This is a genomic window from Hoeflea sp. BAL378 (assembly GCF_000759435.1).
In the GTDB taxonomy this organism is placed as follows: Bacteria; Pseudomonadota; Alphaproteobacteria; order Rhizobiales; family Rhizobiaceae; genus Hoeflea.
The window spans coordinates 1-17,818 of record NZ_JRJG01000100.1; the positions used below are offsets into that span (position 1 = coordinate 1).

Annotated in this window: 19 protein-coding genes; 12 read left to right on the forward strand and 7 right to left on the reverse strand. The window is 67.3% G+C overall.

What is annotated here, in order from left to right:
* The 4 genes from LL06_RS19050 to LL06_RS19065 form a co-directional block, all read right to left on the reverse strand.
* On the reverse strand, nucleotides 1-570 hold a 570-nt coding region (locus LL06_RS19050), incomplete at its 3' end, for a thiamine pyrophosphate-binding protein (protein ID WP_244447184.1).
* The gene (locus tag LL06_RS19055; RefSeq protein ID WP_035530553.1) at nucleotides 570-1,733 is read right to left on the reverse strand and encodes a pyridoxal phosphate-dependent aminotransferase; all 1,164 of its coding nucleotides are present in this window, start codon (nucleotides 1,731-1,733) and stop codon (nucleotides 570-572) included. The genes LL06_RS19050 and LL06_RS19055, both read right to left, overlap by 1 nt.
* Nucleotides 1,734-1,738: 5 nt before the next feature.
* Complete coding sequence (locus LL06_RS19060) at nucleotides 1,739-2,368, reverse strand: TetR family transcriptional regulator C-terminal domain-containing protein (RefSeq protein ID WP_035530487.1); 630 nt, start codon at nucleotides 2,366-2,368, stop codon at nucleotides 1,739-1,741.
* The gene (locus tag LL06_RS19065) at nucleotides 2,365-3,213 is read right to left on the reverse strand and encodes an arginine deiminase family protein (RefSeq protein ID WP_035530492.1); all 849 of its coding nucleotides are present in this window, start codon (nucleotides 3,211-3,213) and stop codon (nucleotides 2,365-2,367) included. The genes LL06_RS19060 and LL06_RS19065 overlap by 4 nt, the downstream gene beginning before the upstream one ends.
* A 132-nt stretch (nucleotides 3,214-3,345) precedes the next feature.
* On the opposite strand from LL06_RS19065, the gene LL06_RS19070 reads away from it, so the two are divergent.
* From LL06_RS19070 to LL06_RS19085, 4 genes are all read left to right on the forward strand, one after another.
* Nucleotides 3,346-4,152 (forward strand): ATP-binding cassette domain-containing protein, encoded by an 807-nt coding sequence (locus LL06_RS19070; protein WP_052161730.1) that lies wholly within the window; start codon nucleotides 3,346-3,348, stop codon nucleotides 4,150-4,152.
* A 47-nt stretch (nucleotides 4,153-4,199) separates the two neighbouring features.
* On the forward strand, nucleotides 4,200-4,970 hold the full coding sequence (locus LL06_RS19075; RefSeq protein WP_035530494.1) for a transporter substrate-binding domain-containing protein: 771 nt from the start codon (nucleotides 4,200-4,202) through the stop codon (nucleotides 4,968-4,970).
* A gap of 74 nt (nucleotides 4,971-5,044) precedes the next feature.
* Nucleotides 5,045-5,776, forward strand: a complete 732-nt coding sequence (locus LL06_RS19080; RefSeq protein ID WP_035530496.1) for an ABC transporter permease — start codon at nucleotides 5,045-5,047, stop codon at nucleotides 5,774-5,776.
* Nucleotides 5,776-6,555: an ABC transporter permease gene (locus LL06_RS19085; protein WP_035530498.1), complete on the forward strand. Its 780-nt coding sequence runs from the start codon at nucleotides 5,776-5,778 to the stop codon at nucleotides 6,553-6,555. The genes LL06_RS19080 and LL06_RS19085 overlap by 1 nt, the downstream gene beginning before the upstream one ends.
* A gap of 4 nt (nucleotides 6,556-6,559) precedes the next feature.
* Here the strand turns inward: LL06_RS19085 and LL06_RS19090 are convergent, their stop codons facing one another.
* Nucleotides 6,560-7,552: a GlxA family transcriptional regulator gene (locus LL06_RS19090; protein ID WP_035530500.1), complete on the reverse strand. Its 993-nt coding sequence runs from the start codon at nucleotides 7,550-7,552 to the stop codon at nucleotides 6,560-6,562.
* 77 nt (nucleotides 7,553-7,629) lie between these two features.
* On the opposite strand from LL06_RS19090, the gene LL06_RS19095 reads away from it, so the two are divergent.
* The 8 genes from LL06_RS19095 to LL06_RS19130 are packed head-to-tail and all read left to right on the forward strand — an operon-like array spanning nucleotide 7,630 to nucleotide 15,728.
* Complete coding sequence (locus tag LL06_RS19095; RefSeq protein WP_035530502.1) at nucleotides 7,630-8,547, forward strand: 3-keto-5-aminohexanoate cleavage protein; 918 nt, start codon at nucleotides 7,630-7,632, stop codon at nucleotides 8,545-8,547.
* A gap of 35 nt (nucleotides 8,548-8,582) precedes the next feature.
* The gene (locus LL06_RS19100; protein WP_035530504.1) at nucleotides 8,583-9,203 is read left to right on the forward strand and encodes an HD domain-containing protein; all 621 of its coding nucleotides are present in this window, start codon (nucleotides 8,583-8,585) and stop codon (nucleotides 9,201-9,203) included.
* Complete coding sequence (locus LL06_RS19105) at nucleotides 9,200-10,633, forward strand: carnitine 3-dehydrogenase (RefSeq protein ID WP_035530506.1); 1,434 nt, start codon at nucleotides 9,200-9,202, stop codon at nucleotides 10,631-10,633. Before LL06_RS19100 ends, LL06_RS19105 begins: the two co-directional genes overlap by 4 nt.
* 2 nt (nucleotides 10,634-10,635) lie before the next feature.
* Complete coding sequence (locus LL06_RS19110) at nucleotides 10,636-11,397, forward strand: SDR family oxidoreductase (RefSeq protein WP_035530510.1); 762 nt, start codon at nucleotides 10,636-10,638, stop codon at nucleotides 11,395-11,397.
* 4 nt (nucleotides 11,398-11,401) lie between these two features.
* A complete protein-coding gene (locus LL06_RS19115) occupies nucleotides 11,402-12,565 on the forward strand; it encodes an acyl-CoA dehydrogenase family protein (RefSeq protein ID WP_035530512.1) in 1,164 nt (387 codons plus the stop codon).
* A gap of 28 nt (nucleotides 12,566-12,593) precedes the next feature.
* Complete coding sequence (locus LL06_RS19120) at nucleotides 12,594-12,881, forward strand: SelT/SelW/SelH family protein (RefSeq protein WP_035530515.1); 288 nt, start codon at nucleotides 12,594-12,596, stop codon at nucleotides 12,879-12,881.
* On the forward strand, nucleotides 12,878-14,929 hold the full coding sequence (locus tag LL06_RS19125) for an acetate--CoA ligase family protein (protein WP_035530517.1): 2,052 nt from the start codon (nucleotides 12,878-12,880) through the stop codon (nucleotides 14,927-14,929). The genes LL06_RS19120 and LL06_RS19125 overlap by 4 nt, the downstream gene beginning before the upstream one ends.
* 16 nt (nucleotides 14,930-14,945) lie before the next feature.
* Nucleotides 14,946-15,728, forward strand: a complete 783-nt coding sequence (locus LL06_RS19130; protein ID WP_035530519.1) for a carnitinyl-CoA dehydratase — start codon at nucleotides 14,946-14,948, stop codon at nucleotides 15,726-15,728.
* Nucleotides 15,729-15,746: 18 nt separating this feature from the next.
* Here LL06_RS19130 and LL06_RS19135 read toward each other — a convergent pair whose 3' ends face one another.
* On the reverse strand, nucleotides 15,747-16,448 hold the full coding sequence (locus LL06_RS19135) for a GntR family transcriptional regulator (RefSeq protein ID WP_035530520.1): 702 nt from the start codon (nucleotides 16,446-16,448) through the stop codon (nucleotides 15,747-15,749).
* On the reverse strand, nucleotides 16,445-17,809 hold the full coding sequence (locus LL06_RS19140; protein WP_035530522.1) for a formimidoylglutamate deiminase: 1,365 nt from the start codon (nucleotides 17,807-17,809) through the stop codon (nucleotides 16,445-16,447). The genes LL06_RS19135 and LL06_RS19140 overlap by 4 nt, the downstream gene beginning before the upstream one ends.
* Between the last annotated feature and the right edge of the window lie 9 nt (nucleotides 17,810-17,818).

Genomic DNA, 17,818 nt, shown 5'->3' on the forward strand with positions numbered 1-17,818 from the left:
GGAGGGGCGCGGCCGCGGCGCCGCAGGCATGGTGAAGCTCTGGTCGCCCGCGGGCAGTTTCATCACATTGGTCGGGATCTCGATATGCACCGGCCCGGGGCGGCCGCCGGTCATCACCCGGAAGGCCTGTTCCAGCACCGCGCTCAGTTGCGCCGGGTCGGTCAAAGTGTGCGACCACAGCGCCACGGTGGCCGCGAGCCCCGCCTGGTCGGGCAGTTCGTGCAGGTGGCCGAGGCCTTTCCCCAGCGTCGCGGTGGCGTTGACGCCGGAAATCACCAGCATCGGAATGCTGTCGGCGCGGGCCTGGGCCATGGCGGTCAGCGTGTTGGTGAGCCCCGGCCCGGTGATGACGAAGCACACGCCGGGTCGCCCGGTGACGCGGGCGTAGCCGTCGGCCATGAAGCCCGCGCCCTGTTCGTGGCGCGGCGTGACATGGCGGATGGAGCTCGCCGCCAGTCCGCGATAGAGCTCGATGGTGTGAACCCCTGGAATGCCGAACACCGTGTCGACGCCGGCCTGTTCCAGGAGTGTGACGAGCGCTTCGCCAACCGTGACCGCCTGTTCCGACATCAAAGCCCCTCCACAAACTTGGCGATGCGCGCGCAGGCCTCGATCACCGATTCATCGGGCACCGTGAGGCTCAAGCGCACCAGCGCACCCGCATTGGCCCCGAACGAGGATCCCGGCATCACCGCCACGCCGGCGTCGAGCAGACGCCAGGCGAATTCCTCGCCGCCCAGGCCCGTGCCCGATACATCCAGCACGATGAACATGCCGGCCTGCGGGCGGAACGGCGAGAGGCCCTCCACGCGTTCGAGCGTATCGGCGAACAGCGCCGCGCGGCGCCTGTAGGAGGCGCGCATCCGCGCCGCCGTCGGCAGATCGGTGGACAGCGCAAAGGCCGTCATGTCGGCGATGAAGGGCTGGTTGCCGAACAGCATGGTCTCCGACAGGGGCAGCAGCCTCTCGCAGAATTCATGCGGCCCCACCGCCCATCCGCTGCGAAACCCGGGCGCCGCATGCGACTTGGAAATCGACGACACCACGATCACCCGGTCGGCGAGCGCGGGGATGTCGAAGGGCGAGGCGAAATCGCCGTCGAACACCAGCTCTTCATAGACCTCGTCGGCGACGATCCAGAGATCGTGCTTCTGGCACACCGCGCCGATGTGCGCGAGTTCCGCCGCGTCGAGCACCGCGCCCGTGGGATTGTGCGGCGAATTGAGCAGCAGCACCCGCGAGTCGGGCGTGATCGCGGCTTCCAGGTCTTCCGCCGTCATACGGAACCCGGATTCCGGACGCAGCCGCACCGATTCCCGGTGCGCGCCGCTGGCGGCGATGACGCCTTCATAGGTTGCGTAGAACGGATCGCCCACCAGCACGCCGTCGCCCGGCCCGGTCAGCCCCATCATGGTGACGAACAGCGCGGTCTGGGTGCCGGGGAAACACAGCACGTTCGCGGCGTCGACGCCGGCGCGCCGCCGGCCGTAGCGCGCGGCGATGGCGTCGAGCAGATCCGGCTCGCCGCGGCCGCTGGAATAGCCGGTGCGGCCGGCGAGCATCGAGGCGTGGCAGACCTCGAACAGGCGCGGGTCCGGCGGCTGGTCCGGCTCGCCGATGGTCAGTTCGATGATGTCGGCGCCCTTGGCCTTCATCGCCCGGCAGCGCTGATGAATGGCCCATTTGGCGCCGCCGGTATGGGCCAGGCGCTCGGTGATTGCCGCGTAATGCATCTTGGTCATTCCCTGAATTCCGCCGGGTCGATCCCCAGCAATGTGGCCACCGACTCGAGCGCGATGCTGACCACGTCGAGCTCGGAAAAATCGTCGCCGCCCATCGATATCTCGATCCACAGCCCGTCGAGCAGCGCATTGAGCACGATCGCCATGCGGCGATTCTCCGCGGGCGAGGCGGGAGCGCCGCGCTCGGCCCGGACCTCGCCGACCAGCCGCTCGATCAGGTCGCGAAAGGCCTGGTAGCCCTCGCGGTGCGCCTCCGCCATCACCGGATCCGAATGCACCGCGCCGATGAAGGCGGCCCAGATTGACAGCGTCCGCCCGTCGGCCACCGGCGCGGTCACCGAGGCGCGGATCAGGCCAGCGAGCCGGGTCAGCGCCGGGCCGTCGCCGCAGCCGGCTTCGGCGGTGGCGATCAGGCCCGAAATGAAGGTCCGGTAGGCGGCGGCCACCAGCCGTTCCTTGTTGTCGAAATAGCGCCGGATCAGCCCGGGCGTGACGCCGGCGCGATAGGCGACCTCGCGCACGGTGGCGCCGGCCAGGCCCAGTTCGCCGATGCTGTCGAGCGTGGCGGAGATCAGGTCGTTCTGCCGCACCGCCTCGGGTTCATGGTGAAACGCCCGCCGCGTCATTCCCGCCATACCGGCCGGGTGAGGCAGGTCGGCCCGCCTTCGCACGGAATGCACAGCGCATCGGCGGCAAAAACGCGGACGCGGCACCCGGCCTCTTCCATCAAGGCGCGGGTCTTGGGAAAGCCGTCCACCATCAGCACGTCGCCGGGCGTGAGCGGCAGCACGTTGAGATTGAGGCCGTTGGAGGCGGCGAATTCGTCCGCCGGGGCCTCAAGCAGCCTGTAGCCGCGGTCCTTGAGCAATTGCCAGAAGGCGACGGGAAGCATCGGCGCGTAGACCAGCGCCAGCTTCTCGTCGAGCGGCGAGATCACCGACATCAGGTGCAGGCAGGCGTCGGCGCCGTTGCCGAGCGGCAGGTCGTAGCCGAGCACGGTGACCCCGTGCGGGGCGAGCATCGCGGCAAGCTGCTCGATGCCGGCCTGGTTGGTGCGCACGCCGCGGCCGACGGCCAGCGTTTTGGTGTCCACCCAGACGCAGTCTCCCCCCTCGACGGATCCCGGAGCGACGATCTCGCCCAGGATCGGAATGCCGGCCGCGGAATAGGCGGCCTTGTGCAGCGCCGGCTCCGCCATGCGGCCGGGCTTGCCCATGCGCAGGATGATGGCGCCATGGTCGCTCATCAGCGATGGGTCGTGGGTGAACATCGCGTCGGCGAGTCCGTCTCCCGAATCCTCGATCCACAGCACCTCGGTGCCGCAGGAGGACACCAGTTCGGCGAAGGCGCGGAACTGCTCGATCGCCCGCGCGCCGTCGAAGCCGGGCCCGTAGTGCCAGTCCTCGGCCCTGGCGGAAAGAAGGCTTTCGCCGGGCATGCGCATGGCGACCCGCTTGAGGGGCGCGGTCATTGATTGGCATCCAAATGTCATGATGGGTCCGTTCGGGCGGTTTGCATTTTCTCAAATTATACACTTGATTAATTACCGCGCAAGGGTCACGATTGGCCAACTTCGCGACAGACGAGGCAGCAAAGGGAACGTATGAGCAGTCCACACACCGGCGCTGAAACCGGCGCACTGCAGTCTCCGCCCGCCGTTCAGGTCGCCGACCTGCACAAGGCGTTTGGCGATCTTGAAGTCCTCAAGGGAATCTCGCTAAGCGCCAACACAGGCGACGTGGTGGCCATCATCGGCGGCTCGGGATCGGGCAAATCCACCATGCTCCGCTGCATCAACATGCTCGAAATGCCGACCCGCGGCGCCATCAGCATCAAGGGCGAAACCATCGAGATGAAGCCTGACGGGCGCCACGGCCTGCAGCCCGCCAACGCCAAGCAGCTCCGGCGCATCCGCACCCGGCTCGCCATGGTGTTCCAGAGCTTCAACCTCTGGCAGCACATGACCGTGCTCGGCAACATCATCGAGGCGCCGGTCCATGTCATGGGCGTGCCGCGCGACGAGGCGATCGCGCGCGCCGAAAAACTGCTCGACCGCGTCGGCCTCTCCGACAAGCGCGACGTCTACCCGGCGTTCCTCTCCGGCGGCCAGCAGCAGCGCGCGGCGATTGCCCGGGCGCTGGCGGTCGAGCCGGAAGTCATGCTGTTCGACGAGCCGACCTCGGCGCTCGACCCCGAACTGGTGGGCGAAGTGCTGGCCGTCATCGCCGATCTCGCCCGCGAGGGCCGCACCATGCTGCTCGTCACCCACGAGATGAAGTTCGCCCGCGAGGTCGCCAACCATGTTGTCTTCCTGGCCGACGGCGTCATCGAGGAACAGGGCCCGCCGGATGTCGTTTACTCCGCTCCCAAGTCGGAGCGCCTGCAGAAATTCCTTGCGACGGTTCAATAGTCCAAGGCTCAATGGGCAAAGCCCGAAATTCCAACAGGGGAAACTCCATGAACAAGACACTCATCACAACCATCGCCGCTTTCGGCCTGACGCTTGCGGCCAATGCCGCATCGGCCGAGACCGTGCGCGTCGGCGTTGCCGCCGAGCCCTATCCGCCCTTCACGGAGCCGGATGCCGCCGGCAACTGGACCGGCTGGGAAATCGATTTCATGAACGCCGTCTGCGCTGAAGCCAAGCTCGACTGCGTGGTCACCCCGGTCGCCTGGGACGGCATCATTCCGGCGCTGACGTCGAACAAGATCGACGCCATCGTGGGCTCGATGTCGATCACCGAAGAGCGGCTGAAGACCATCGACTTCTCCGACAAGTACTACAACACCCCCTCGGTGATCGCCACCGCCAAGGGCTCCGGCATCACCCCCGACGACGCCGGCCTCAAGGGCAAGATCATCGGCGTGCAGGTCTCCACCATCCACCAGGATTACGTGACCACGCATTTCGGCGACGTCGCCGCCGAGATCAAGGAATACCAGACCCAGGACGAAGCCAACCAGGATCTGGCCGCCGGCCGCGTCGACGCCATCATGGCGGATTCGCTGGCGCTCGACGCCTTCGTCAAGGCCGACGCCTGCTGCGAGATCGTCGGCGCCGTCGAGGACGACCCGGCAATCCTGGGCGCCGGCGTCGGCATCGGCCTGCGCAAGGGCGACGATGCGTTGCGCGAAAAGTTCAACACCGCCATCGCCGCCATCCGTGAAAACGGCGCCTACGACGAGTTCTCGAAGAAGTATTTCGACTTCGACATCTACGGCAAGTAACATGCGCTTTCCCGGCGCATCGGCGTCAGCCGGACCGGCGGGCCTGTCCCGCCGGTCCGGTGTGAGGGCCGCGCATGCTTGACTGGATCGCGGGACTTGCCTCCTGGGAACTCCTGGCGCTCGACCCGCCGGGCTGGGGCGGCGTGCTACTCAAGGGCCTCGCCGTCTCGCTTCAGGTCGCCGTCGGCGGCTATATTCTCGGCTTCCTGATCGGCGTCGGCGGCGCCACCGGCAAGCTCTATGGCGGGCCGATCCTGCGCGACATTCTCGACGTCTACACCACGCTCGTCCGCGCCGTGCCGGAGCTGGTGCTGATCCTGCTTCTCTATTACGCCGGCACCGACGCGCTCAACCAGCTCATGGTGCTCATCGGCGCCGGACCCATGGATATCAGCGGGCTCGCCGCCGGCATCTTCGTCATCGGCGTGGTGCAGGGGGCCTACCAGACCGAAGTCCTGCGCGGCGCCTTCAAGGCGGTGCCGCATGGCCAGATCGAGGCCGCGCGCGCCTATGGCATGACGTCGCTGCAGGTGCTCCGCCGCATCACGCTGCCGGGCATGCTGCCGCATGCGGTCCCCGGCCTCGCCAATCTCTGGCTGATCGCCACCAAGGACACGGCGCTGCTCGCCGTCGTCGGCGTCGCCGAACTGACGCTGGTGACGCGGCAGGCCGGCGGCACCACCAAATCCTATTTCCTGTTCTTCTGCGCCGCGGGGCTGCTCTATCTGATGGTCACGCTCATTTCCAATGTCGCCATCCGCCGGATCGAGCGCCATGCCCGCCGCGGCATGCCGGCGGTGCGCTGATGGGACCGGAGCTCAGAAGCTGGAAGGAGCCGCACCGGCTGGTGCTGATCGCCATCGGCATCGGCATCATCGTGTTTGCCGCGGTCAACATGCGCTGGGACTGGCTGCCGCGCTATTCGTGGCGGCTGGTGGAGGGCGTCGGCACCACGCTGTGGCTGCTGGTCCTGACCAGCGTGCTGGGCTTCCTGCTGGCGGTGCCGCTGGGCCTCGCCCAGGCCGCGGGGCCCTGGCTGCTGGCGGCCCCGGCGCGCGCCTTCTGCACGGTGATCCGCGGCACGCCGCTGCTGCTGCAGCTTTGGCTGCTCTATTACGGGCTCGGCTCGCTGTTCGCCCAGTATCCCGAGATCCGCGAGTCCTGGGCCTGGCCCTATCTCCGCCAGGCCTGGCCCTACGGTGTGCTGGCGCTGACCATGTCCTTCGCCGGATACGAGGGCGAGGTGATGCGCGGCGCCTTCGCCGGCGTGCCCAAGGGCGAGCTCGAAGCCGCCCGCGCCTATGGCATGTCGCCTTTGACCTCGTTCCGCCGCATCTGGCTGCCGCGCGCCATTCACCGCGCCCTGCCGACGCTCGCGGGCGAAACCGTGCTGCAGCTCAAGGCCACGCCGCTGGTGGCGACCATCACCGTGGTCGACGTCTACGCCATCATCTCGCGCGTCCGCCAGGACACCTATCTCACTTACGAGCCGCTGCTCTTGCTGGCGCTGATCTACATGATGCTGACCGGCGTGCTCGTGCTCGCCTTCCGCTGGCTCGAAGCCAAGGTCCCGGTCAAGAGCTGAGCCGTCAGGCGACGCTTGCGCGGCCCTTGCGGCTTGATGTCGGCGAGATCCCGAACTGCCGGCTGAAGGCGCGCGACAGCGCCGATTGCGAGGAGAACCCGGTTCTGGACGCGATGTCGGTCATGGTGAGCCGCGTGTCGTTGACCAGCCGCCGCGCCGCCGCCAGCCTCAGCGACAGGAAATAGGCGCCCGGCGTTTCCCCTAGCTGCCGGGTGAAAAGCTGCTCCAGCCCGCGCGCCGACATCGACACCCTTTTGGCGATGGCCGCGATGCTGACCGGGGCATCGATATGGGTCTCCATGATCCGGATCGCGCGCACCAGCCGCGGGTCGTGGCTGGCGTCGCCGAGCGTGACATTGACCTGCGCGTCGCCCGCCGCGCGCAGATCGTCATGGACGAAGCTGCTCGCCACGTCGAGCGCGGTCGGATGCCCCAGCACCCGCCGGACCAGGTCCACCATCATGTCGAGCGTCGGCGACGCGCCCGAGGTGGTGATGAAGCGGCCGTCGATGACGTAGCGGTCGGGCCTCAGATCGACATGCGGGAAGGCGGTGGCGAATTCCTCGAAATCCTCCCAGTGCGTCGCGGCCCGGTGGTCGTCGAGAAGCCCGGTGCGCGCCAGCAGCCAGGCGCCCGATTCGATGCCGATGACGATGGTGGCGGTGCGCGCCGCCCGGTAGAGATGCGCGGTGAGTTTGCGGTCGGTCATCTCAGCCGCGCCGAAGCCCGCGACGACCGCGAGAATGTCGCGCGGCGCCGACGCATCATGCCTGCCCGAGACCGGCCAGGCGATGCCGGAGGAAGTGAGCGGCGCATCCCCGTCGATCGAGACGAAGCGCCAGTCGAACACCATCCTGCCCGCCTGCCGGTTGGCCGCCCTGAGCGGCTCGACCGAGCTCGCCGCGGTCAGCAGCGAGCAGCCCGGCACGATAAGGACATCCACCGTGATCGGCCGCCTGAGCCCGGCGATTGCCGAAAGCGCTTTGTTTTGTGTCATGATTTCTTCGTAAATCGCATCGCATCGGTCTGCAAGGCCGTCATCATTGGCCCGCGCATAAAAGGAGGAATTGCCCCATGCCCCTGACCATGAACCGCGAGGTCTTCATCACCTGCGCCGTCACCGGCTCCGGCGCCACCCAGGACCGCAGCCCGCATGTGCCGCGGTCGCCCGAGCAGATCGCCAATTCCGCCATCGACGCGGCCAAGGCGGGTGCGGCGATCGTCCACTGCCACGTGCGCGATCCCGAGACCGGCAAGCCGCGCCGCGACGTCGCGCTCTACCGCGAGGTCACCGAGCGCATCCGCGAGGCCAATGTCGACGTGGTGCTGAACCTGACCGCCGGCATGGGCGGCGACATGGTGTTCGGCCCGACCGAAAAGCCGCTGCCGCTCAATCCGGTCGGCACCGACATGGCCGGCGCCTCCGAACGCATGAAGCATGTGCTCGAATGCCTGCCGGAAATCTGCACGCTCGATTGCGGAACCATGAATTTCGCCGAAGCCGATTACGTGATGACCAACACGCCCGGCATGCTGCGCGCCATGGGCGGCATGATGACCGAGCTCGGCGTCAAGCCCGAGATCGAGGCCTTCGACACCGGCCATCTCTGGTTCGCCAAGGAACTGGTCAAGGAAGGCGTGTTGAAGCCCGACGCGCTGGTGCAGCTCTGCATGGGCGTGCCCTGGGGCGCGCCCGACGATCTCAACACCTTCATGGCCATGGTCAACAATGTGCCGGCCGACTGGAACTGGTCGGCGTTCTCATTGGGCCGCAATCAGATGGCCTATGTCGCGGCCGCCGTGCTGGCCGGCGGCAATGTCCGCGTCGGCCTCGAGGACAATCTCTGGCTCGGCAAGGGCCAGCTCGCCACCAACGCCCAGCTCGTCGAGCGCGCCGTCACCATCGTCGAGACCATGGGCGCGCGCGTGATCGGCCCGGACGAGGTCCGCGCCCGGCTGAACCTCACCAAGCGCGCGCCGAAGGCGGCCTGACCTCGGGTTTCATGTCATCACCGGAGGAGGGTGCGATGGAGACAGTCAAGTTCACCGCGATGAAGGATGGCGACCGGGAGGACTACGAATTCCTTACCCGCCACGAGATCGACTATGCCGCAAAGACTGCGGAGCGGTTGCTCGGAGCGCTGGTGGAACTCGATGAAAGCCTCTCGGGCTATCAGGTCACCCGGCTCGGCCATTCGCTGCAGTCGGCCACCCGTGCCTGGCGCGACGGCGCCGATGTCGACTGGGTGGTCTCGGCGCTGCTGCACGACATCGGCGACATCTACGCGCCTTACAATCACGACGAATATGCCGCCGCCATCCTGAGACCCTTCGTGCGCGAGCAATGCGCCTGGGTGGTGGAAAAGCATGGCGACTTCCAGAAGCTCTATTACGCCCATCATGTCGGCGGCAATCCGCATGCCCGCGACGCCTACCGCGATCATCCCTGTTTCGACGACTGCGCCAGTTTCTGCGAGCGCTGGGACCAGGTGAGCTTCGATCCGGACTATCCGCACGAGGGCATCGACTTCTTCCGTCCCATGGTCGAGCAGGTCTTTGCCCGCAAGGCCTACGATCCCGCCGTCATCCGGTCCGGCGAGCGGGTTGCGCTGACCGATCCCACCATTGCCAGAGAGCGAAACGCATGAGCAAGACTATGAAAGCCGCCATCATCGGCGGCGGTGTCATCGGCGGCGGCTGGGCCGCCCGGTTCCTGCTGAACGGCTGGGACGTGGTCGTCTCCGATCCCGATCCGGAAGTGCAGCGCAAGGTCGGCGAAGTGCTCGCCAACGCCCGGCGCTCGCTCCCCGCGCTGTCCGATGTCGCCGTGCCGAAGGAAGGCCGGTTGAGTTACGCCGCGTCCATCGCCGAGGCGGTCGCCGGCGCCGACTGGATCCAGGAAAGCGCACCCGAGCGGCTCGACATCAAGCATGTCATCCTGGCCGAGATTCGGAAGCACTGCCGCCATGACGCGCTGATCGGCTCGTCGACCTCGGGCTTCAAGCCGTCCGAGTTGCAGCAGAACGCCGCGCGCCCCGAGCAGATTTTCGTCGCCCACCCGTTCAACCCGGTCTACCTGCTGCCGGTGATCGAGCTCGTCGGCGTCGCCGCGACGCTCACGCGGGCCGCAGAGGTGCTCGAAGCCATCGGCATGAAGCCGCTGATCGTGCGCAAGGAAATCGACGCCCATATCGCCGACCGGTTCCTTGAGGCCGTCTGGCGCGAGGCGCTGTGGCTGGTCAAGGACGGCATCGCCACCACCCAGGAGATCGATGACGTCATCCGTTACGGCTTCGGCATGCGCTGGGCGCAGATGGGCCTGTTCGAGACCTACCGTATCGCCGGCGGCGAGGCCGGCATGCGCCATTTCATCGCCCAGTTCGGCCCCTGCCTTAGCTGGCCCTGGACCAAGCTGATGGACGTGCCGGAACTGACCGACGAACTCACCGACATGATCGCCGACCAGTCGGACGCGCAATCGGGCAAGTATTCGATCCGCGAGCTTGAGCGCATCCGCGACGACAATCTGGTGTCGATCATGCGGGCGCTGAAGCCGCGCAACTACGGCGCCGGCGAACTGCTCAATCTCCACGACGCGCGCAACAGGCCGCCGCTGCCGACCGACATTTCCGCCCCGCTCACCACGCTTAAGCGCGTCATCCCGGTCGACTGGATGGACTATAACGGCCACATGAACGAGAGCCGCTACGGCCAGGTGTTTTCCGACGCCGGCGATGTGGTGATGGGCATGGTCGGCGCCGACCAGGCCTATATCGACGGCGGCCTGTCCTACTTCACCGTCGCCAACGAGATCGGGTATCTCAACGAGACCCATCTCGGCGACGTCATCCATGTCCGTACCCAGGTGCTCGAAGCCCGCGGCAAGAAGCTGAGGCTCTATCACGAGATGATCCGCACCGCGGACGATGAGCTGCTCGCCACCTGCAACCAGCTCCTCGTCCATGTCTCGCTCAAGACCCGCAAGTCCTGCGAGCCGGAAGGCGAGGTGCTGGCGAAGATCACGGCGCTCGGCGAGGCCCAGGCGAAACTGCCCAAGCCCGCGAGCATGCGGGACTAGGCATGGGCAAGCGCGTCCTCATCACCGGCGGCGGATCGGGCATCGGCAAGGCCATGGCGGAGAGCTTCGCCGCCGAAGGCGCCCGCGTGCTCGTCACCGACATGAACGAGCGCGCGCTGGGATCGTGCCCCGATACGTGGCTGAAAGCGGCAGGCGACGCCAGCGATCCAGTCCACATGCGCGAGGTCTTCGCCCTGATCGAAAGCCAATGGGGCGGCATCGACGTCGTCTGCGCCAATGCCGGCATTGCCGGCCCCACGGCGCTCATCGAGGATGTCGAGCCCGAAGATTTCCGCCGCTGCGTCGCGGTCAATCTCGAGGGCGCGTTCCTGGCGGCGAAATACGCCGCGCCGATGATGAAGGCGCAGAAATCCGGGGTGATCGTCATCACCTCGTCCAATGCCGGCCTCTACGGCTTCCCCAACCGCGCGCCCTATGCGTCAGCGAAATGGGCGGTGCTCGGGCTGATGAAAACGCTCGCCATGGAGCTCGGGCCTTACGGCATCCGCGCCAACGCCATCGCACCCGGCTGCGTCGAGGGACCGCGCATCGATGGCGTCATCGAGCGCGAGGCCAAGGCCAAGGGCACAACGCCCGAGATCATCCGCGCCGGGTACCAGGCGGGCGTGTCGATGCGCTCCTTCGTCACCGCCCGGGACGTCGCCAGCATGGCGGTGTTCCTCGCCTCCGACGGCGCAAGGCTGGTGTCGGGCCAGGTGATCGCCGTCGACGGCCATACTGAAAACCCAGACCCGAAGGTGTGAGACTATGGATTTCGGACTGACCCAGGAACAGGAGATGATCGTCGAGACCACGCGGGCCTTCGTCGAGAACGAGCTCTACCCGCACGAGGCTGAGGTCGAACGAACCGGCCATCTCGACATGGATCTCGTCCGAGAGATCCAGCAGAAGGCCATCGCCGCCGGTCTCTACGCCGCCAATATCCCCGAGGAATTCGGCGGCGCCGGCCTCGATACGCCGACCTGGCTGCTTTACGAGAAGGAACTCGGCCGCGCCAATTACGCGCTGCACTGGACCTGCGTGGCCCGTCCCTCCAACATCCTCTGTGCCGGCACGCCCGAGCAGCGAGCGCGCTATCTCGACCCGTGCGTGGCCGGCGAGAAATGGGACTGCCTGGCCATGACCGAGCCCGGCGCCGGCTCCGACCTGCGCGGCATGAAGGCGAGCGCCCGGCAGGACGGATCCGACTGGGTCCTCAACGGCACCAAGCATTTCATCTCCCACGCCGACATCGCAGACTTCACCATCGCCTTCATGGCCACCGGGGAGGAAGACACGCCGCGGGGCAGGAAGAAGCTGATCACCGCCTTCTTCGTCGACAAGGGCACGCCCGGCTATGCCGTCCGCGACGGCTACCGCAACGTCTCCCACCGCGGCTACACCAACGCCATCCTCGAATTCGACAATTGCCGGATCCCGGCCGAGAATGTGCTGGGCGAGGTCCACAAGGGCTTCGAGGTCGCCAACACCTGGCTCGGCGCCACGCGCCTGCAGGTGGGCGCCACCTGCCTCGGCCGCGCCGACCGCGCCTTCCGCCATTCCGTCGAATGGGCGGCAACGCGCGAACAGTTCGGCCAGCCGATCGGCAAGTTCCAGGGCGTGTCGTTCAAGCTCGCCGACATGGCGATGGAGATGAAGGCGGCGGAACTGATGATCCTCGAGGCCGGCTGGAAATTCGATCGCGGCGAGGCCACCGACGCCGACATGGCGATGGCCAAGCTCAAGGCCACCGAAATGCTCGCCATGGTCGCCGACGAGGCGATCCAGATCCATGGCGGCATGGGCCTGATGGACGAGCTGCCGCTCGAACGCATCTGGCGCGACGCCCGCATCGAACGCATCTGGGAAGGCACCTCGGAGATCCAGCGCCACATCATTTCGCGCGCGCTGCTCAGGCCGTTCGGCGCCTGATCGACCACCGCAACAGGAAGTCTCACGCATGAAACCCGCTGTCACCATCACCTATTGTCGCCAGTGCAACTGGATGCTGCGCGCCGGCTGGATGGCGCAGGAACTGCTTTCGACCTTCTCGGAGGAACTGGGTTCGGTCACGCTGGTGCCCGGCACGGGCGGCATCTTCACCATCGAAGTCGATGGCGAGCTGATCTGGGACCGCACCCGCGACGGCGGCTTCCCGGACGTCAAGGCGCTCAAGGGCAGGGTGCGCGACCGCGTCGATCCGGACCGCCATCTCGGCCATCTTGAGCGCGCGAAGGCTGACGAATGACCCGCGATCTCTCCCGCCTCCTGAGGCCCCGCTCCATCGCCCTGTTCGGCGGCGGATGGGCGGTCAATGTCGTCGCACAGCTGAAGAAATCCGGCTTTGACGGCGAGATCTGGCCGGTCAACCCCAAGCGCGCCGATATTCTCGGCGTGCCCTGCCTGGCCTCGATCGAGGATCTGCCGTCGGCGCCCGACGCCAGCTTCATCGGCGTCAACCGCGACGCCACCATCGAGGTGGTGGAAAAGCTCAGCGCCATGGGCGCGGGCGGCGCCACCTGCTTCGCCTCGGGCTTTCTCGAAAGCGAAGCCGAAACCGCGGGCGGCGCCGAACTGCAGGCCCGCCTGATCGCGGCCGCGGGGGACATGCCGATCCTCGGGCCCAACTGCTACGGGCTTCTGAATTATCTCGACAATGTCACCCTCTGGCCCGATCAGCATGGCGGCGTTCCGGTCGACAGCGGCGTGGCGATCGTCGCCCAGTCCTCCAACATCGCCATCAACATGACCATGCAGGCCCGCGGCCTGCCGATCGCCTATGTGGTGGCCGCCGGCAACCAGGCCCAGACCGGGGCCAGCGCCATCGCCGAGGCGCTTCTGGAGGATGACCGCGTCACGGCCATCGGCCTCTATCTCGAAGGATTCGGCGATCTGCGCGCGCTCGAGGCCTTCGCCGCAAAGGCGCGGATCAAGCGCAAGCCCGTGGTCGCCATCAAGATCGGCCGCTCCGACAAGGCGCGCGCGGCGACCATGACCCACACCGCATCGCTCGCGGGAAGTGCTGCCGCGGGCTCGGCGCTGCTCCGGCGTCTCGGCATCATCGAGGTCGAGACCATCGCCGTGTTTCTCGAAACCCTCAAGCTCCTGCACATGATCGGCCCGCTTCCCGGCGCCTCGGTCTGCTCGGTGAGCTGCTCGGGCGGGGAGGCGAGCCTGATGGCGGATCTGAGCGGCGGCACGCTGATCGACTTCGCCGAGTTCGAGCCCGGCCAGCGCACGGCGCTGAAGGCCGAGCTCGGGCCGATCGTCACCATCGCCAATCCGCTCGACTACCACACCTTCATCTGGGGCGACACGCCGCGCATGACCCGGGTGTTCTCGACCGTGATGCAAGGCAGCTTCGATCTCTCGGTCTTCGTCCTCGACATGCCGCGCGCCGACCGCTGCGACCCTTCCGGCTACCAGTGCGCCGTCGACGCGATCCTGGCAGCCAAGGCCGCCACCAGCGCGCGCGTGGCGGTGCTGGCGAGCCTGCCCGAAAACATGTCGGACCATTTCACCCGCGCCTTCATGGAGGGCGGCGTCGCCGTGCTGCACGGCATGAGCGAGGGCATCGCCGCAATCAGCGCCGCCATCGCCGCCGGGAGTCTTGACCGGGAGGTCCCGCAACCGCTCGTGCTGGCGACCGAAGCGGCGGGCCCGTCATCGATGCTGAGCGAAGCCGCGTCCAAGCAGGCGCTGGCGGCCTTCGGTCTCGGCGTTCCCCGGTCGGTCGCGGCGCGTTCGGTCGCCGACCTGATGGACCAGACTTCCGGATTGACGTTCCCCCTGGCGCTCAAGGGCACCGGCGTGGCGCACAAGAGCGAGGCCGGCCTGGTGGCGCTCAACATTGCCGACAAGGCCGGGCTCGAAGCCGCGGCGCTGGGGATGCAGGGCGCGGCCGCAGGATTCCTCGCCGAGGAGATGATCGTGGGCGCGCTCGCCGAAGTCCTCGTCGGCGTGACGCGGGATCCGACCGGCGCCTTCATGCTCACCCTCGGCGCCGGCGGCGTTCTCACCGAAATCCTCGGCGACACCGCAAGCCTGCTGTTGCCGGCCGGCCGCTCCGAGATCATGCTGGCGCTCAAGAGCCTGAGGATCGCGCCGCTGTTTGCCGGCTATCGCGGCAAGCCCGCCGCCGACAGGGAGGCGCTGTGCGATGCGGTGCTGTCGATCTGCCTCTATGCCGCCGCCCATGCCGACCGGCTTGTCGAGCTGGAAGTCAATCCGCTGATCGCGCGCGCCGGCGACGCCGTTGCCGTCGACGCGCTGATCCGCCTCACCGACGCTGAATGAGAAGAGGACACCACCCATGACCGGACCTGTCAGAACCCGCATCGACGGACACGTGCTCGAAGTCACGCTCGACCGGCCCAAGGCCAATGCGGTCGATCTTGCCACCAGCCGCATCCTGGGCGAGGTGTTCCGCGATTTCCGCGACAATCCGCTTCTCCGGGTGGCGATCCTGACTGCGGCGGGCGAAAAGTTCTTCTGCCCCGGCTGGGACCTGAAGGCCGCCGCCGATGGCGACGCGGTCGATGGCGACTACGGCGTCGGCGGCTTCGGCGGCCTGCAGGAGCTTCCGCATTTGAACAAGCCGGTGATCTGCGCGGTGAACGGCATCTGCTGCGGCGGCGGGCTCGAGATCGCGCTGTCCTGCGACATCATCCTGGCGGCGAGCCACGCGACATTCGCGCTGCCCGAGATCCGCTCCGGCACGGTGGCCGACGCCGCCTCGATCAAGCTGCCCAAGCGCATTCCCTATCACATCGCCATGGAGATGCTGTTCACCGGCCGCTGGCTCGACGCCGAGGAGGCGCACCGCTGGGGCTTCGTCAACCACATCCACAAGGCGGACGAACTGATGGACAAGGCCTGGGACATGGCGCGGCTGCTCGCCTCCGGCCCGCCGCTGGTCTTCGCCGCCATCAAGGAAGTGGTGCGCGAGGCCGAGGGCGAGAAATTCCAGGACACGATGAACAAGGTCACGAAGCGCCAGTTGCGGACGGTCGACACGCTCTATGGTTCGGAGGACAATCTCGAGGGCTTCAAGGCCTTCGCCGAGAAGCGCGATCCGGTCTGGAAGGGCAGGTAGCGGCGGATCTGCCGCCGGTCAGATTTCGGTGTGCATCCGGTAGCCCGGCGCGAAGGTGAGCCGCACCGAGGTGATGACCTGGTCCTGGTTCCAGGTGCTGCGGTCGATCACGAACAGGCCTTCACCTTCCTTGCAGGCGAGGATCTCGGCCTCGCGCTTGCCCGCCGTCATCGCCGAAAACGAGAAGTCGCCGCCCTCGAACGGCACGTTCGCCACCAGCCATTCATTGGCGCTCTGGGCCTTGAGGTCCGCGGTCTCGATGGCGGGCACCGCCTTGGGGTTGATCCAGCGGTCGCCGAACACATAGGGCTTGCCGTCGGCCAGATGCAGCGTGACCAGGTGCACAAGCCTGTCGCCCGGTCCGGTCCGCATGCGCGCCCTGACGTCCGGGGGCGGCGCCACCCGTTCCTCCACCAGCACGCTGTGGCGGTAACTCTGGCCCTTGCCCTCGATCTCCGAGCGGATGACGGGAATGGCGAGCGTCGCCTTGCGCACCGGATGCAGCGCCACCCTCGTTCCCGCCTTGCGGCGGCGGTCGATCAATCCGGTGTCGGCCAGCGCCCTGAGCGCCCGGTTGACGGTGGCCCGGGCGCAGTTGAATTCGATCGCCAGCTCCGCCTCGTTGGGGATGAATTCCCCCGGCTTCCATTCGCGGGCATTGATCCGGCGCAGAACCTCCGCCTGGACCGACTGCCAACTGTTGAATTCCCCGCCGCTCAAATGGCTTCTCCAAGCTCCCGCATAGCCTTCGCATAGGCCGAGACAATGGCCTCCCGCTTGACGTGCCGGCCGGAGGTCACCATGTGCCGGCCAGCCGACCAGACATCGCTGATCATCCGGTCGTCGCCCGCAAACACCAGGCAATCGATGAGAGTGTCGCCCGAACGTCCGGCAAGATCCACCGATTGCGCGTCGAGCGCCATCAGGTCGGCGAGTTTGCCCACAGCAATCGCACCGGTGTCGCGGCCGGCAACGCTCGCGCCGCCCGCCGTGACCGCGTCGAACAGCCGCCGCCCGGTGGATTTCTCCGGGGTGGCGAGGGCTGCGCGGGAATGGTCGCGTAGGCGCTGCGAATGGTCGAGCGTCCTGAGTTCCTCGGTGAGCGAGATGCGGATGTTGGAATCCGATCCCACCGCGATGGCGCCGCCATTCTTGAGCCAGCGGACCCCGTCGAAGATGCCGTCTCCGAGGCTCGATTCGGTGATCGGGCAGAGCCCCGCCACCGCACCGGAGCGCGCCAGGCCTTCGGTCTCGTGCGGCAGCATCTGCGTGCAATGGATGAAGCAGCGCCGGTCATTGAGCTCCAGATTGTCGAGAACCCATTCGACCGGGCGCCTGCCGTGATGGGCGAGTACCTCCTCGACCTCGGCGATCTGTTCGGCCAGGTGCATGTGCAGCGGCGTGTCGCCGGCGAGCCGCGCGTGATGCGGCAGGTCCTCGGGCGCCACCGCGCGCAGGCTGTGCGGCGCCACGCCGATGGCGCAATCGGGCGAAAGCCGGGCGACGATCGCTGCCGATCGCTCATGCAGCCGCGCGTAATCGTCGAACGTGTTGCCGAAGCGGATCTGCCCCGGTCCGAGCGGTCGCCGGTCGCAGCCGCCATACTGGTAGTGCACCGGCAGCAGCGTGAGGCCTATCCCGCTCTTCACGCTTGCCGCGGCGATCCGCTCGGCCATTTCGGCGATGTCGTCGTAGGGCGCGCCGCCCGGCCGGTGATGCAGGTAATGGAACTCGACATTGGTGGAGTAGCCCGCCTCCAGCATTTCCATCTGCACGAAACCGGCGATCGCCTCGACATGGTCGGGCGTCAGCCTGTCGAGAAAGCGGAACATCAACTGCCGCCAGGTCCAGAACGAGTCCGAGGCGTCCGGCCCGCGGCGCTCGGTGAGGCCCGCCATGGCGCGCTGGAAGGCGTGGGAGTGGCAATTGACCGGGGAGGGCAGCAGGATGCCGGTGCGCACGCCTTCCGCCGGCTGGCCGGGTTCCACCGAGGCGATGCGGCCGTCGCCGGCGATGCCGATTCGCACATTCTCGGCCCAGCCATCCTCAAGCAATGCCTTTTCGGCCCATAGGATCGTCATGCCGTCGCG

Bases quoted from the DNA above. Each gene is read 5' to 3' on its own strand.
- LL06_RS19080 (WP_035530496.1), top strand. From the start codon at position 5,045: ATGCTTGACTGGATCGCGGGACTTGCCTCCTGGGAACTCCTGGCGCTC.
- LL06_RS19115 (WP_035530512.1), top strand. From the start codon at position 11,402: ATGGATTTCGGACTGACCCAGGAACAGGAGATGATCGTCGAGACCACG.
- LL06_RS19125 (WP_035530517.1), top strand. From the start codon at position 12,878: ATGACCCGCGATCTCTCCCGCCTCCTGAGGCCCCGCTCCATCGCCCTG.
- LL06_RS19090 (WP_035530500.1), bottom strand. From the start codon at position 7,552: ATGACACAAAACAAAGCGCTTTCGGCAATCGCCGGGCTCAGGCGGCCG.
- LL06_RS19120 (WP_035530515.1), top strand. From the start codon at position 12,594: ATGAAACCCGCTGTCACCATCACCTATTGTCGCCAGTGCAACTGGATG.
- LL06_RS19110 (WP_035530510.1), top strand. From the start codon at position 10,636: ATGGGCAAGCGCGTCCTCATCACCGGCGGCGGATCGGGCATCGGCAAG.
- LL06_RS19130 (WP_035530519.1), top strand. From the start codon at position 14,946: ATGACCGGACCTGTCAGAACCCGCATCGACGGACACGTGCTCGAAGTC.
- LL06_RS19075 (WP_035530494.1), top strand. From the start codon at position 4,200: ATGAACAAGACACTCATCACAACCATCGCCGCTTTCGGCCTGACGCTT.
- LL06_RS19095 (WP_035530502.1), top strand. From the start codon at position 7,630: ATGCCCCTGACCATGAACCGCGAGGTCTTCATCACCTGCGCCGTCACC.
- LL06_RS19085 (WP_035530498.1), top strand. From the start codon at position 5,776: ATGGGACCGGAGCTCAGAAGCTGGAAGGAGCCGCACCGGCTGGTGCTG.
- LL06_RS19065 (WP_035530492.1), bottom strand. From the start codon at position 3,213: ATGACCGCGCCCCTCAAGCGGGTCGCCATGCGCATGCCCGGCGAAAGC.
- LL06_RS19105 (WP_035530506.1), top strand. From the start codon at position 9,200: ATGAGCAAGACTATGAAAGCCGCCATCATCGGCGGCGGTGTCATCGGC.
- LL06_RS19100 (WP_035530504.1), top strand. From the start codon at position 8,583: ATGGAGACAGTCAAGTTCACCGCGATGAAGGATGGCGACCGGGAGGAC.
- LL06_RS19055 (WP_035530553.1), bottom strand. From the start codon at position 1,733: ATGCATTACGCGGCAATCACCGAGCGCCTGGCCCATACCGGCGGCGCC.
- LL06_RS19140 (WP_035530522.1), bottom strand. From the start codon at position 17,809: ATGACGATCCTATGGGCCGAAAAGGCATTGCTTGAGGATGGCTGGGCC.
- LL06_RS19070 (WP_052161730.1), top strand. From the start codon at position 3,346: ATGAGCAGTCCACACACCGGCGCTGAAACCGGCGCACTGCAGTCTCCG.
- LL06_RS19060 (WP_035530487.1), bottom strand. From the start codon at position 2,368: ATGACGCGGCGGGCGTTTCACCATGAACCCGAGGCGGTGCGGCAGAAC.